Genomic DNA, 13,371 nt, shown 5'->3' on the forward strand with positions numbered 1-13,371 from the left:
CCGCCCGGCTGTGGACGACCCGACCCACCCGGCTTCCGGGACCTGGCAGCATGGCCGGGTGACATCAGTAACGCGGCCCACTCCGTTCCCACCCGTGCCGGACTCGGCGGACGCCGTGCTGGAAGGGCTCGACCCCGAGCAGCGCGCCGTGGCCACCACCCTGCGCGGGCCGGTGTGCGTGCTGGCCGGCGCCGGGACGGGCAAGACGCGCGCCATCACGCACCGGATCGCGTACGGCGTGCTGGCCGGGGTGTTCCAGCCGGCCACGGTGCTGGCCGTCACGTTCACGCAGCGGGCGGCGGGGGAGATGCGCGGCCGGCTGCGGCAGCTCGGCGCGGGCGGGGTGCAGACCCGGACGTTCCACTCGGCGGCGCTGCGGCAGCTGCACTATTTCTGGCCCAAGGCGGTGGGCGGTGAGCCGCCCCGGCTGCTGGAGCGCAAGGTCACGCTGGTCGCGGAGGCCGCCGCGCGCAGCCGCATCCGGCTGGAGCGGCTGGAGCTGCGGGATGTCACGGGCGAGATCGAGTGGGCCAAGGTGACGCAGACCACGCCGGAGGACTATCCGGCGGCGCTCGCCAAGTCCGGCCGCGAGGCGCCGCGCGACCCGGCCGAGACCCGCCGGATCTACGCGACGTACGAGCAGCTCAAGCAGGACCGGGGGGCGATCGACTTCGAGGACGTGCTGCTGCTGACCGTCGGCATCCTCCAGGACCGGTCGGACATCGCCGAGACGGTCCGCCGCCAGTACCAGCACTTCACCGTCGACGAGTATCAGGACGTCAGCCCGCTCCAGCAGCGGCTGCTGGACTTGTGGCTGGGCGAGCGGGACAGCCTGTGCGTGGTGGGCGACGCCAGCCAGACGATCTACTCGTTCACCGGGGCCACCCCCGACCACCTGCTGAACTTCCGGGCCAGGCACCCGGAGGCGACGCTCGTCAAGCTCGTGCGGGACTACCGCTCGACGCCGCAGGTCGTCCACCTGGCCAACGGTCTGCTGGCGCAGGCGCGCGGCCGGGCCGCCGAGCACCGGCTGGAGCTGGTCTCGCAGCGGCCGGCCGGGCCCGAGCCGGACTTCTCCGAGCACGCGGACGAGCCGGCGGAGGCCGAGGCCACCGCGCGGCGGATCCGGGAGTTGCTCACGCCGGTGGCGGAGGGCGGCGCGGGCGTCCCGGCCAGCGAGATCGCCGTGCTGTACCGGGTGAACGCGCAGTCGGAGATCTACGAGCAGGCGCTCGCCGACGCCGGGGTGCCCTATCAGCTGCGCGGAGCCGAGCGGTTCTTCGAGCGGCCGGAGATCCGGCAAGCCGGGCTGGCGCTGCGCGGCGCGGCCAGGGCCGGGGGGAACGACAGCGCGCTCCTGGACGCCGACGGCCTGGCCGGGCAGGTGGGCGCGGTGCTCGGCAGCACGGGCTGGACGCCGGAGCCGCCCGCGGGGTCGGGCGCGGTGCGGGACCGGTGGGAGTCGCTGCGGGCGCTGGTGCGGCTCGCGGAGGACTTCCAGCGGGCCACCCCGGACGCGACGCTGGCCGCCTTCGTGGCCGAGCTGGAGGAGCGGGCCGCCGCCCAGCACGCGCCGACCGTCGAGGGCGTCACCCTGGCCTCGCTGCACACCGCCAAGGGCCTGGAGTGGGACGCGGTGTTCCTGGTCGGGCTGACCGACGGCATGCTGCCGATCACCTATGCCAAGACGCCCGAGCAGGTGGAGGAGGAGCGTCGGCTGCTGTATGTGGGCGTCACCCGCGCGCGGTCGTATCTGATGCTGTCGTGGGCGCTGGCGCGTTCGCCGGGCGGCCGGGCCGGGCGGCGGCCCAGCCGCTTCCTGGACGGGCTGCGGCCGGGATCCGGCCCGGCCGGATCCCGGGCCGCGGGCGGCGGCGGGAGCGTCGAGCGCGGCGGCGGGTCCCGGGGGCGCAAGCCGCGCGGGCCGGTGCCGTGCCGGGTGTGCGGGCGGACGCTGACCGAGGCGGCCGAGATCAAGCTGCGGCGCTGCGCGGACTGCCCGTCGGCGATGGACGAGGAGCTGTACGAGCGGCTGCGCGAGTGGCGCGTGGAGCGGGCCAAGGAGCTGGGCAGACCGGCCTACGCGGTGTTCACCGATGTGACGCTGATGGCCATCGCGGAAAACATGCCCGGCGGCGAGGGTGAGTTGGCCGGGATCTCAGGTGTGGGGCCGCACAAGCTGCGGCAGTTCGGCGCCGATGTGCTGGCCCTGTGCGCCGGCGAGCCGGTCCCGGCGGCCGACTCCCAACTCCCGGAAGTTTCCCCGGAAAAATAGTTTGCGCGTGCCGGAGACCACCGCATAGCGTTCTGCACATGGCGCCGGGGAGGGTTCCCCTTCCCTCGGAGCCATGCTGTACTGATGTGTACTACTTGGGCAGGAGAATTCCTTCCCACCGAGACACCGTAGAGGAGGCGAGACCCGTGGCCATTTTCATCATGAGCAAACTGACCGGCCTTGGGTCCGTCAGCCTCTGCATGCCCGGTGGCGTTCGCCTGTCGGGCACCGGTGTGTCCGGTGCCACGGCCGCGCGCCCGGCGACCCTCGCGACGCGCGAGGCGTCCGTCAGCGAGCGACCGACGCAGGCGCCCACGGCAGCGGTAGTGGCAGCGGCACCCAGCGGTGCCTATGTCCCCGTCACCAATGTCGCCGGCGCCGGCCACCAGATCTTTGGACAGCAGAAGACGCAGCTTCACACGATGTGGGCCCTCCGCGGGCTCAATCCCCGGAGTGATCCAGCCTGATCGGCGAGATCAGGTCGGCACCTTCCAGGGCCGCGGAACCCACACAGGGATCCGCGGCCCTTCTGTTTTTGCCAGCCAGCCGGCCACCAGCCGGGCAGACCGACAACCACGACACGAGGACCAGACCATGCCACTCGCGCCGTATGCCCGACCCGACCTGACCTCACCACCGGATCCGGAGAATTCTGTGACCCCGCTGTTCACGCTGAACGAGCTCGACGAGGCCATCGAGCAGCTCGACGATCGCGTGCCCTGCCGTTCCTACGACCCCGAGGTGTTCTTCGCCGAATCGCCCGAGGACGTCGAATACGCCAAGTCCCTCTGCGGCGCCTGTCCGCTCCGTGAGGCGTGCCTCGCCGGCGCCAAGGACCGCCGCGAGCCATGGGGCGTCTGGGGCGGCGAGCTGTTCGTCCAGGGCGTCGTCGTGCCGCGCAAGCGCCCGCGTGGCCGTCCCCGCAAGAACCCGGTCACGGCATGAACATCCTCGGCACCATCGGACGGCCGACGGCACACGGCCCGCGACAAGACCCGGACATGACGAACCATCAGGACTTCACCCCGGCGCCGGCCCACCGGCCGCGCCAGGAACAGAACAGGACCAGAAAGTTGCAACTCATCCCAGAAGCCTTGGCCCGTTCCCATATGGAACGGGTTCAGGAAGCCGAATCCCAACGCCTCGCCGGTCGGCTCGCCCGGGCCCGCCGCCTGGATCGCAAGTCCCGTCGGCTCCAGGCCCGGGCGGAGCGCGCCTCGCGCCTCGCCCGCCGGGCCCTGGCCCAGGCGGTCATGCAGTAGCCCTCCGGGCACCGCCCGGGGACCACCACCCCACCGCGGCACACCCCACAGGCCGGCCGGCCTGGGCCGGGAATCCCCGGCTCAGGCCGGCCGTCGGCTGTCGTCCTCCACCCCGTCCGCGAACCCGGGCAGTCCGCGGACCATCTCCTCCCGCATCCGCACCCGGGCGCCGAGCTGACACAGCACCCCGGTGGTGCTGAGCGTCACCCGGTGGATCAGCAGATAGGACGGCGGGAGGTTGAGCCGGCGACCCAACTGGTGGGCGGCGGACCGGGGATCGGCCACCCGCGCGGCCTGCTGGCGCAGCCAGTCGCGGGTGTAGTGGAACTCGGGCACCCGCACCGGCTCGATGATCGGGGTCAGATAGTCCAGCACGGCCTCCGGGTCGAGCTCGATGTCGGGCTTCACGAAGCCCTCGGCGGCCAAGTGGTCGTAGACCTCGTCGGCCTGTCCGTCCAGCGTCAGCCGCAGCGCCCGGCCGATGACGGGCGGCAGCCCGCCCGGCAGCCGGTTGACCGCGCCGAAGTCCAGCACGCCCAGCCGCCACCGCGACGCCGGCTCGTCCCCGACGGGGATCAGCCGGAAGTTCCCCGGGTGGGCGTCGGCGTGGAGCAGCCCGGTTCTCGCCGTGCCGGAGAAGAGGAAGCGGGCCAGCAGCTGCCCGGCCCGGTCCCGCTCCTCCTGGGCGCCGTCGTTGATGACCCGCGACAGCGGCACGCCCTCCAGCCACTCGGTGATCAGCACCTGGTCGCCCTGCCAGACGACCTCCGGCACCTTCACCCACGACTCGTCGCGGAACGCCTCGGCGTACGTCCGCTGGGACTCCGCCTCCAGCCGGTAGTCCAGCTCCTCGGCGACCCGCTCGCGCATCTCCTCTATCAGCGGCTTGATGTCCATGCCCGGTATGAGGGGGCCGAGCAGCCTGGCGAACCGGCCGAGCTGGGTCAGGTCGGACAGCAGCGCCTCGCCCGCGCCCGGGTACTGGATCTTGACGGCGACCTCGCGCCCGTCGTGCCACACCGCCCGGTGCACCTGTCCTATGGACGCCGCCGCCGCCGGCTTCTCGTCGAACTCCCGGAACCGGTCGCGCCAGTCGGCGCCCAGCCGCTCGGCCAGCGCCGCGCGCACCGTGGCCGCCGGCAGCGGCGGCGCCGCGTCCTGGAGCTTGGTCAGCGCCGCCCGGTACGGCGCGGCCACGGCCTCCGGCAGGGCCGACTCGAAGACCGACAGGGCCTGGCCGAACTTCATGGCGCCGCCCTTGAGCTCGCCGAGCACCGAGAAGAGCTGCTGGGCGGTGCGCTGTTGCAGCTCGCTGCTCACCAGCTCGGCCGAGCGCCCGCCGATGCGCTTGCCCAGACTCCAGGTGGCCCGGCCGGCGAAACTCAGTGGCAGAGTCGCGAGCTTCGCGGTCCTGGTCACCGCCTTGCGGGGCAGGTCAGACATATCGTCCCCTCCAACTCCCATACAGTGCCCCGAGACCACCTCGTGCGCCGTGGTGTGCGGATGCACGGCTTCAGCTCGTACCTCTTCATTGTGGACCCCGCCTACGGCGACCGGGCGGTCCGGGCGGCGTCGGCCGCACCGCAGGAGCACTCCGGGTGCGGCTCGATCGTCTGACTCGTCACGGCCAGACCGGGCAGCGTCAACTCCGTGCGGATGCTGGGGGAGCGCGCCGCGGAGCCGTCCAGGAAGGCCAGCGCCGCGCAGGCCGTCAGCCCGGCGACCGCCGTGGCCAGCGCGCCGTCGCAGGCGGGAACGCCCGGCCGCCGGCCGTTGCGCCACTGGGCCACCAGCAGCGGCCAGGACGGCTCGCGCTGGGCGCGGGCCCGCAGCAGGCAGCCGGCACAGCCGGTCGCCCCGGGCCAGACCAGTGGTCCGACGAAGCCGGTCGCCTCCACGACGCCCGCGTACAGATGAGGGGTGCCGGCCGCGATGACCTCCTCGGCCGCGGCGGGGTCCGGAGCGTACGCGGCGAGTCCGTCGCGGGGCGCGAAGATCACCAGCAGCGGACCGTCCGGCTCCTCGGGCGGCGGCTTGCCGTGCCAGGGCCGGGCCGCGCGCACCAGGCCGTCGCCCGCCGTCGCCCGCCGCTCCCCGACGTGCTCCGGCCGCAGTCCGCCGGGCACCGTGTCCTGCGGCTCGACCCGGCCGCCGTCCACCATGTCGACCCGCCCCACCCCGGCGTGCGCGAGGGTCGCCGCGACGGCGGCGCCGACCCGGCCCGCGCCCCGCACCTGCACCCGGGCCCGGCGTCGGTCCGTCAGCCGGCGCAGCCCGTGTCCCGGCGCGGGATGCAGCAGGGACAGCGTCGCCAGATCGGGCCGCAGCCCGTCGGTGATCTGGGCGGCCGCCTCCCGGTCGGCGGTCGCGTCGTCCAGCACGCCGGCCGCCGCCAGCCGGCCGGCCAGCCGGTCCGCCGCTTCCCGGCCGAGCCCGAGCGTCGTGGCGGCGTCCCGCAGCACGGGCAGTCCCCGGGTGCCGTCGAGAAGGGAGAGGAAGCTCTCCGTCGCGCTGTCCAACGGGCCGAAGAGGACGGAGTGCGCGGGCGTCACGCCGTAGCGGACGGTCTGCCGGTCGCGCCAGCCGCGGCGCAGCGAGGGCTTGATCATCGGATGCATGGCGCCATGATGGAACGGGATGGAGCGGTCGTGTGTGATGTTTTCCACAGGAAGCAGAGAAAGTCCTATAAATAGGGCGATCGGAAAGGGTGTTGTTTCCGCCTCCTGGCGTTACTCTCCGTCCGCTGTTCGGCAGGCGGGACATAGCAGGCCCCCACCGGGTAACGTCAAGGTGTGCCCGCCGATCCGCTGAACAGCGCCGGCCCGCCGCAGCGCATGCCCCCGGCGGGTCGGGTGATGCTGGACGGAGAGCGGCGCCACGAGCGCGTCGAGGTGCGCCGCAGCGCCCGCCGCAGACGCACCGTTTCCGCCTACCGCGAGGGTGACCGCACCATCGTGCTCATCCCGGCTCGGATGACGGCCGAGGAGGAGCGGCGCTGGGTGACGGTGATGCTGGACAAGCTGGCCGCCCAGGAAGAGCGCCGCATTCTCGGTGACGACGCGTTGGCCCACCGCGCGGCCGAGCTCTCCGAGCGATATCTCCAGGGGCGCGCGCGCCCCGACAGCGTGCGCTGGGTGACGAATCAGAACGCCCGCTGGGGCTCCTGCACGCCCGCGCTGGGCAGCATCCGCCTCTCGCACCGCCTCCAGGGCATGCCGGAGTACGTGATCGACTACGTGCTGCTGCATGAGCTGGCCCACCTGCTCGTTCCCGGCCACGGCCCCGGCTTCTGGAAGCTGCTCGACTGCTATCCGCGCACCGAGCGGGCCCGGGGCTTCCTGGAGGGCGTGGTCGCCGCCGAGCGCCTGCCGTACATCCCCTGGCTGCGCACCGACTGAGCAACCGCTGGACATCCGGCCGTGCCTGTCGGTGCGAGCGGTTAGTCTGGCCCCGCCGAATGTTTGTCTTATCGGATGGGGGACGGACGTTTACGTATGGTGACGCACTTCCAGCGGGGCCAGAAAACCAGGCTCAGCGAACTGACGCTGGGTACCGATCTGTATGTGGGTGTGCAGATCTCGGGCCCCGGATTGACCTTCGACATCAGTTGCTTCGGTCTTGACGCGGCCGAACGGCTCTCCGACGACCGTTACTTCATCTTCTACAACCAGCCGAAGTCGCCCGAGGAAGCCGTCCAGCTCCTCGGCGGGCAGGCCGGGGACACCGAGTCGTTCCGCGTGACCCTGGACCGGCTGCCCGATTCGATCAACCGGCTCGCCTTCACCGCGACGATCGACGGCGACGGCACCATGGCCCAGGCGGCCCCCGGCCATCTGCGCATCGTCGCGGGTGGTGAGGAGGTCGCGCGCTATGCCTTCGACGGCTCGGCCTTCACCACCGAACGCGCCGTCATGCTCGGCGACTTCTACCGCAAGGACGGCTGGCGGTTCGCCGCGGTCGGGCAGGGCTTCGACGGCGGCCTCGCCGCGCTGCTGAAGCACTTCGGCGGCGAGGTGGAGGAAGAGGAGTCGGCTCCGGCGCCCGGGCCCGCCGCCACTCCCGGCTTCGCGCCCCCGCCGGGCGGCTCGGCCGGGCCGCCGGGCTTCGCGCCTCCGCCCGGCGGTGCCGCGCCTCCGCCGGCCCCGGCGCCTCCGCCGGCCCCCGCGCCCGCCCCGGCGCCTCCGCCGGCTCCCGCGCCGGCCGTGCCGCAGCCGGGCTTCCAGCAGCCCGGTTTCCCGCAGCCCGCGCCGACGCAGCCCTTCGCGGCCCCCGTGCCCGCTCCGGCCCCCGGCGGCTTCGCCGCCCCGCCGGCGCCGGCTCCCGCGCCGTACGGGCAACCCCCGGCTCCGCAGCAGCCGTTCCCGCCGCAGCAGCCGTTCGCGCCCGGCGCCCCCGTGCCCGTGCCCGCCGCGCCGCAGGCGCCGGGCATCCCGCAGCAGGCCGGGGCGGGCGCGGCCGGCGGCATGAACGCCGTGCTCAACAAGTACCGGGGCTCCGCCGACCGGCAGCGCTGGAGCCTGCAGAACCCGCAGCTCGTCCGCGCCGACCTCGGCCTCGACGGCCGCCCGGTCCTCGCCCGCCAAGGCAGCATGGTGCTGTACCAGGGCGACGTGGACTTCGGCTTCAAGGGCGCCGGCATCATGAACCGGGTCAAGTCCAAGCTGACCGGCGAGGGCCTGCCCTCCCTGATGCGCTGCACCGGCAACGGCCAGGTCTACCTGGCGGAGCAGGCCACCCGGCTGCACCCCGTCGAGCTCCAGGGCGACGCGCTGTGCGTGTCCGCGCAGCGTGTGCTCGCCTTCGACGAGTCCCTCGAATTCGACGTGCGTCGCATCGAGGGCCACGGCCTGCCGGGCGGGGTGCTGTTCGCCATGGAGTTCCGCGGCCACGGCACCCTCGTGCTCACCACCAAGGGCGAGCCGCTCGTCCTCCCGGTCACCCCCATGACCTTCGCCGATGCCAACGCCGTGATCGCCTGGTCCGCCGCGGCCCAGGTGCTCGTCGCCAGCCAGGTGCGGGTGCGCCGGCACGCCTATCCGGGCCACACCGGCGAGACGACCCAGCTCCAGTTCCGCGGCGCCCCGGGGAATTTCGCCATCGTCCAGCCCTACGAGATCTGACGGGAGCCCGTGATGGATCAACGGATGATCGCCGGGTACGCCCCGGCCGCCCCCGCCGCCCGCATGGACAACCACGGCCCGGCCATGGCCAGGATCGCCATGCAGACGGGCAACGACCTGTTCGCCAGAGCCGGTTCGATGATCGCCTACGAGGGCTACATCCAGTACGAGTCGAACCCGACGGCGCTGCGCCAGGCGTTCGCCGGCCGCATGACCGGCGAGAGCGTCCCGCTGATGCGCTGCCACGGCGACGGCCTGCTCTATCTCGCCGACTACGGGGCCGACGTGGTCTGCCTCCCCCTCCAGAACGAGAACATCTCGGTCAACGCCACCAACGTCCTCGCCTTCGACGCCCACCTCGAATGGGGCGTGCAGCGGGTGAAGGGCATCGCCAAGCTCGCCGGACAGGGCTTGTTCAACCTTGGTATATCCGGGACGGGCTGGGTCGCCATCACCAGCCGGGGCATGCCCATCGTCGTGGACTGCGGGCAGTCCGGGGAGACCTGTGTGGACCCCGACGCCCTGGTGGCCTGGTCCACCGGCCTGCGCGTGGAGGGCAAGCGCAGCTTCAAGGCGTCCTCGCTGGTCGGCCGGGGCAGCGGCGAGGCGTTCCAGCTGGCCTTCTCGGGCCAGGGGTTCGTGATCGTGCAGCCGAGCGAGGACAGCACCGACCGGCTCACTCAGGGCCAGCAGAACTGACGGGGGAGTGCCGGCATGCAGAGTCCGATTTTCAACAACACCGTGACGCAGTCCCAGGACCGCTTCGCCCTCCAGGGTGAGCACATGCTGCGGGTGAATCTCAGCCGCGGCGAGGACGTGGTGGCCAGGGCCGGCAGCATGGTCGCCTACGACGGCATGATCGAGTTCGACCCCGAGTACCAGCCGCCGGGCCAGCGCCGCCGCCAGCAGGCCGCCGGCGAGGTGCTGCCGCTGATGCGCTGCTTCGGCCAGGGGGCGATCTACTTCGCCAACCTCGCGCAGAACGTGCATGTGCTCGATGTCGACCACGAGGGCCTGACCGTCGACAGCTCCTACGTCCTCGCGCTCGACGCCCACCTGCACTGGGACGTCGTCTCCGTCGAGAGCCAGTACGGCATTCCCGGCGTGGGCGCGTACAACCTCAACATCAGCGGGCAGGGCAAGGTGGCCATCACCACCTCGGGACGGCCCCTGGCACTGCGGGTCACGCCCGACCGCTATTGCAGCGCGGACGCGGACGCCGTGGTGGCCTGGTCCTCCTCGCTCCGGGTGCAGATGCAGGCCCAGACCAGCAGCAAGCCGATCTGGCGTCGGCGCGGCAACACGGGCGAGGGCTGGGAGCTGAACTTCATGGGCGACGGGCACGTCGTCGTCCAGCCCAGCGAGATGCTGCCGCCCACCCAGACGGCCGCGGGCGACCTGCTGCGCGGGCAGCTCCGGCCCGGGCAGGGCGCGCCGGGCCTCGGCCAGGGCGGCGCCTGGGGACGGTAGCCCCGGACCGGAGGATCAGAGCAGCGCGCGGGCGCGGGCCAGCAGGCGGACCACCGACGGGTCCGCCACCTCCGCCACCTCGTCGAAGGTGAACCAGCGCAGGTCGAGCGACTCGTCGCTGATCATCTCCGTCGCCCCGGGCGGCGCCAGCGCGGCGTACTGCACGTCCAGGTGCGTCGCGCACGGTGTGCTGTGCCGGTCGAGGACCACGGGCCGGGGCAGCAGCCGCAGCCCCTCGATTCCCGACTCCTCGGTCGCCTCGCGCAGCGCCGCCGCGGCCAGCGAGGCGTCCGAGGGCTCGCAGTGCCCGCCGGTCTGGAGCCACCGCCCCAGCTTCGCGTGCAGGGTCAGCAGCGCCCGGCCGCGCGCCGGGTCCACCACGATGGCGCTCGCCGTGATGTGCCCGGCCGCGCACGCCTTCCACACGCCGTCGGCGTGCGCGGCGAGATGGGCCGCGTAGGCCCGCCGCAACTCGTCCTGCGCGGCGTCGGGCGCCGTCCACTCCCGCAGCACCCGCGCCGCGTCCCCGTGCAGACTCACTCCTCCCGGCCGCCCTCGTCGTCCGTCTCGTCCTTGCGGTCCTTCTGGTTCGTCCCGTCCGTCCCGGTGTCCTCCACCGGGCCGTCGTCGAGCATCCGGTCCAGCTCCGAGAAGTCGAGCTGCTCGCGGTGGACGAAGCCGTCGGGGTCGTCCAGGTCCTCCGCGGTCGGCAGCATGTCCGGGTGCGCCCACAGGGCGTCCCGGCCCTGCGCGCCGCGCGCGTCCGTCAGCGACGCCCACAGCCGCGCCGCGTCCCGCAGCCGCCGGGGCCGCAGCTCAAGGCCGATCAGCGTGGCGAACGTCTGCTCCGCCGGCCCGCCGGTCGCCCGGCGCCGCCGCAGCGTCTCCCGCAGCGCCGAGGCCGACGGCAGGTGGGGCTCGGCGGCGGCGTGCACCACCGCGTCGACCCAGCCCTCCACGAGCGCCAGCGCCGTCTCCAGCCGGGCCAGCGCCGCCTTCTGCTGCGGCGTGTCCTCCGGCTGGAACAGACCCTGCTGAAGCTTCTCCTGGAGCTCCTCGGGCCGCGACGGGTCGAGCTGCCCGACCAGGTCCTCCAGCTTCGCGGTGTCCACCTGGATGCCCCGGGCGTACCCGTCCACCGCGCCGAACAGATGCGACCGCAGCCACGGCACGTGCGCGAACAGCCGCTGGTGCGCGGCCTCGCGCAGCGCCAGATACAGCCGCACCTCCTCCTGCGGGATGCCGAGACCCACGCCGAACGCCGTCACGTTCTGCGGCAGCAGCGCCGCCTTGCCCGCCGGTCCCAGCGGCAGCCCGACGTCCGTCGACCCGACGACCTCGCCCGCGAGCACGCCCACGGCCTGCCCGATCTGGGTGCCGAACATGGCCCCGCCCATCGAGCGCATCATCCCGAGCAGCGGCCCGGCCATGGCCTGCATCTCCTCGGGCAGCACATTCCCCATCGCCGCCCCGACCCGCTCCGCCACCGGGTCGACCAGCTCGCGCCACACCGGCAGCGTCGCCTCGACCCACTCGGCCCGGCTCCAGGCCACCGCCGTGCCCGCGCCCGAGGGCAGCGAGGTGACGCCGTCCAGCCACAGGTCGGCCAGCCGGACGGCCTCCTCGACCTGCGAGCGGTCGTGCGCGCCGACGCTGGCGTCCCGTGAGCCGTCCTGCGCGCCCCGCGCGACCGTCTGACGGGCCACCGTCTGGGCCAGCTCCCAGTTCACCGGGCCGCCCTCGTACGACAGCATCTGTCCGAGCTGCTGGAAGGCGGCGCCCAGATCCCGGGGGTTCATCCCGGCGGGGCCGCCCGGGCCGAAGCCGAACATGGCGGCCAGCGGGTTGTCCGCCGGCCCCTGACCGTCGTCCTTCTTGCCGGACTCGCCGTCGTCCGGCTCCTCCGGGAGACGGAATCCGAATGGGAAGTCACTCACGGGAATCCTCGGGTCTGTGTCGTGGGACGGGACCGACGTGTCTGCGAATCGCCGGTCCGTGCCTCCAGCCTAGACACCTCTCAGGCAGGATGGGCCTGCGCACGTCGTACCGAAACAACCGCTGGAGAGGTCTTGTGAGTTCCCCGGAACCAGCCGTTCGCGCAGCGCGAAACGGCCCCGGCGCCCCGCTGACCGTCGCGGTCACCGGGGCGGCGACAGGGGTCGGAGCACTGCTCGTCGAGCGGCTGCTCGCCTCCGCCGACGTCAAACGGGTCCTCGGTCTCGACGAGCGCCTCGGCGACGTCAAGGGCGCCGAGTGGCACACCCTCGACGTCCGCGACCCGGCCATCGCCGATCTCCTCCGCACCGCGGGCGCCGCCCGCGACGCCACGGCCCTGGACAGCCGCGACCGGGAGTCGTCGGGCCCGGTCGACGTGGTCGTCCACCTCGCTCTCGACCTGGATCTGGAGGCGGACCCGGCCGCCCGCACCGCGTACAACGTGCGCGGCGCCCAGACCGTCCTGACCGCCGCCGCGGCGGCGGGCGTCCGCCGGGTCGTGCTGTGCACCTCCGCCATGGTCTACGGCGCGCTGCCCGACAACGCGGTGCCGCTCGCCGAGGACGCCGAGCTGCGGGCCACCGCCGATGCCACGTGCCTGGGCGATCTGCTGGAGATCGAACGCCTCGCCCGCCGCGCGCCGCGCGTCCACCCGGGCCTGAACGTCACGGTGCTCCGCCCGGCCGTCCTGGTCGGTGGCACCGACACCGCGCTCACCCGCTACTTCGAGTCCCCGCGGCTGCTGGTGGTCGCCGGCTCCCGGCCGCGCTGGCAGTTCTGTCACGTCGAGGACCTGGTCAGCGCGCTGGAGTTCGCCGCGCTCGAACTGGTCGACGGCGAGCTGGCGGTGGGCTGCGACGGCTGGCTGGAGCAGGAGGAGATCGAGGAGCTCTCCGGCATCCGCCGCATGGAGCTGCCGTCGTCCGTGGCGCTGGGCGCGGCGACCAGGCTGCACCGGCTCGGCCTCACCCCGTCCCCGGCCGGCGACCTCGCGTACACGATGCACCCGTGGGTCGTCAGCGGCAGCAAGCTCTACGAGGCGGGCTGGCGCCCGCGCTGGAGCAACGAGGAGGTGCTGGCCGAGCTGCTCGCCGAGGTCGCCGGCCGGCACACCGTCGCCGGGCGCCGCCTCGGCCGCAAGGACGCGGCGACGACGCTGGGCGCCGCGGGCGCCACCGTCGCCCTGGTGGGCACCGCGGCCCTGGTCCGGCGCGCCCGCCGGGCGCGCCGCAGGTGAGAGAGGATTGAG

Annotated in this window: 13 protein-coding genes; 9 read left to right on the forward strand and 4 right to left on the reverse strand. The window is 73.4% G+C overall.

From position 1 onward, the window contains the following. Positions 1 to 58: 58 nt before the first annotated feature. The 4 genes from OIE51_RS18690 to OIE51_RS18705 all read left to right on the forward strand — a co-directional run bounded on the left by OIE51_RS18690 (position 59) and on the right by OIE51_RS18705 (position 3,537). Positions 59 to 2,275 carry an ATP-dependent DNA helicase UvrD2 gene (locus OIE51_RS18690; RefSeq protein ID WP_326598872.1) on the forward strand — a complete coding sequence of 739 codons (2,217 nt, stop codon included), beginning with the start codon at positions 59 to 61 and terminating at the stop codon, positions 2,273 to 2,275. A 146-nt stretch (positions 2,276 to 2,421) separates the two neighbouring features. Then, entirely contained in the window at positions 2,422 to 2,742 is a 321-nt protein-coding gene (locus tag OIE51_RS18695; RefSeq protein ID WP_326598873.1) for a hypothetical protein, read from the forward strand. Positions 2,743 to 2,869: 127 nt separating this feature from the next. Next, a complete protein-coding gene (locus OIE51_RS18700) occupies positions 2,870 to 3,220 on the forward strand; it encodes a WhiB family transcriptional regulator (protein ID WP_326598874.1) in 351 nt (116 codons plus the stop codon). Continuing rightward, positions 3,217 to 3,537 carry a hypothetical protein gene (locus OIE51_RS18705; RefSeq protein WP_326598876.1) on the forward strand — a complete coding sequence of 107 codons (321 nt, stop codon included), beginning with the start codon at positions 3,217 to 3,219 and terminating at the stop codon, positions 3,535 to 3,537. Before OIE51_RS18700 ends, OIE51_RS18705 begins: the two co-directional genes overlap by 4 nt. Positions 3,538 to 3,618: 81 nt before the next feature. On the opposite strand, the gene OIE51_RS18710 is transcribed toward OIE51_RS18705, so the two are convergent. Together OIE51_RS18710 and OIE51_RS18715 are read right to left on the reverse strand one after the other, a co-directional pair. Further along, positions 3,619 to 4,980: an ABC1 kinase family protein gene (locus tag OIE51_RS18710; RefSeq protein ID WP_326598877.1), complete on the reverse strand. Its 1,362-nt coding sequence runs from the start codon at positions 4,978 to 4,980 to the stop codon at positions 3,619 to 3,621. Between the two features lie 101 nt (positions 4,981 to 5,081). Continuing rightward, entirely contained in the window at positions 5,082 to 6,155 is a 1,074-nt protein-coding gene (locus OIE51_RS18715) for a ThiF family adenylyltransferase (protein WP_326598878.1), read from the reverse strand. Between the two features lie 174 nt (positions 6,156 to 6,329). On the opposite strand from OIE51_RS18715, the gene OIE51_RS18720 reads away from it, so the two are divergent. The 4 genes from OIE51_RS18720 to OIE51_RS18735 all read left to right on the forward strand — a co-directional run bounded on the left by OIE51_RS18720 (position 6,330) and on the right by OIE51_RS18735 (position 10,127). Continuing rightward, on the forward strand, positions 6,330 to 6,935 hold the full coding sequence (locus OIE51_RS18720; protein ID WP_326598879.1) for a M48 metallopeptidase family protein: 606 nt from the start codon (positions 6,330 to 6,332) through the stop codon (positions 6,933 to 6,935). A 96-nt stretch (positions 6,936 to 7,031) separates the two neighbouring features. Beyond that, a complete protein-coding gene (locus OIE51_RS18725; RefSeq protein ID WP_326598881.1) occupies positions 7,032 to 8,657 on the forward strand; it encodes a TerD family protein in 1,626 nt (541 codons plus the stop codon). Positions 8,658 to 8,669: 12 nt separating this feature from the next. Further along, a complete protein-coding gene (locus OIE51_RS18730; protein WP_326598882.1) occupies positions 8,670 to 9,356 on the forward strand; it encodes an AIM24 family protein in 687 nt (228 codons plus the stop codon). A gap of 15 nt (positions 9,357 to 9,371) precedes the next feature. Continuing rightward, a complete protein-coding gene (locus tag OIE51_RS18735) occupies positions 9,372 to 10,127 on the forward strand; it encodes an AIM24 family protein (RefSeq protein WP_326598883.1) in 756 nt (251 codons plus the stop codon). Between the two features lie 15 nt (positions 10,128 to 10,142). Here OIE51_RS18735 and OIE51_RS18740 read toward each other — a convergent pair whose 3' ends face one another. Then, complete coding sequence (locus tag OIE51_RS18740) at positions 10,143 to 10,667, reverse strand: NUDIX hydrolase (protein WP_326598884.1); 525 nt, start codon at positions 10,665 to 10,667, stop codon at positions 10,143 to 10,145. Continuing rightward, on the reverse strand, positions 10,664 to 12,064 hold the full coding sequence (locus OIE51_RS18745) for a zinc-dependent metalloprotease (RefSeq protein WP_326598885.1): 1,401 nt from the start codon (positions 12,062 to 12,064) through the stop codon (positions 10,664 to 10,666). Before OIE51_RS18745 ends, OIE51_RS18740 begins: the two co-directional genes overlap by 4 nt. Positions 12,065 to 12,198: 134 nt before the next feature. Here OIE51_RS18745 and OIE51_RS18750 point away from each other — a divergent pair, with 134 nt between their 5' ends. Continuing rightward, positions 12,199 to 13,359, forward strand: a complete 1,161-nt coding sequence (locus tag OIE51_RS18750; RefSeq protein ID WP_326598886.1) for an NAD-dependent epimerase/dehydratase family protein — start codon at positions 12,199 to 12,201, stop codon at positions 13,357 to 13,359. The last annotated feature ends 12 nt before the right edge of the window (positions 13,360 to 13,371 follow it).

The organism is Streptomyces sp. NBC_01803 (assembly GCF_035917415.1).
In the GTDB taxonomy this organism is placed as follows: Bacteria; Actinomycetota; Actinomycetes; order Streptomycetales; family Streptomycetaceae; genus Streptomyces.

Bases quoted from the DNA above. Each gene is read 5' to 3' on its own strand.
- OIE51_RS18700 (WP_326598874.1), top strand. From the start codon at position 2,870: ATGCCACTCGCGCCGTATGCCCGACCCGACCTGACCTCACCACCGGAT.
- OIE51_RS18705 (WP_326598876.1), top strand. From the start codon at position 3,217: ATGAACATCCTCGGCACCATCGGACGGCCGACGGCACACGGCCCGCGA.
- OIE51_RS18710 (WP_326598877.1), bottom strand. From the start codon at position 4,980: ATGTCTGACCTGCCCCGCAAGGCGGTGACCAGGACCGCGAAGCTCGCG.
- OIE51_RS18715 (WP_326598878.1), bottom strand. From the start codon at position 6,155: ATGCATCCGATGATCAAGCCCTCGCTGCGCCGCGGCTGGCGCGACCGG.
- OIE51_RS18725 (WP_326598881.1), top strand. From the start codon at position 7,032: ATGGTGACGCACTTCCAGCGGGGCCAGAAAACCAGGCTCAGCGAACTG.
- OIE51_RS18730 (WP_326598882.1), top strand. From the start codon at position 8,670: ATGGATCAACGGATGATCGCCGGGTACGCCCCGGCCGCCCCCGCCGCC.
- OIE51_RS18735 (WP_326598883.1), top strand. From the start codon at position 9,372: ATGCAGAGTCCGATTTTCAACAACACCGTGACGCAGTCCCAGGACCGC.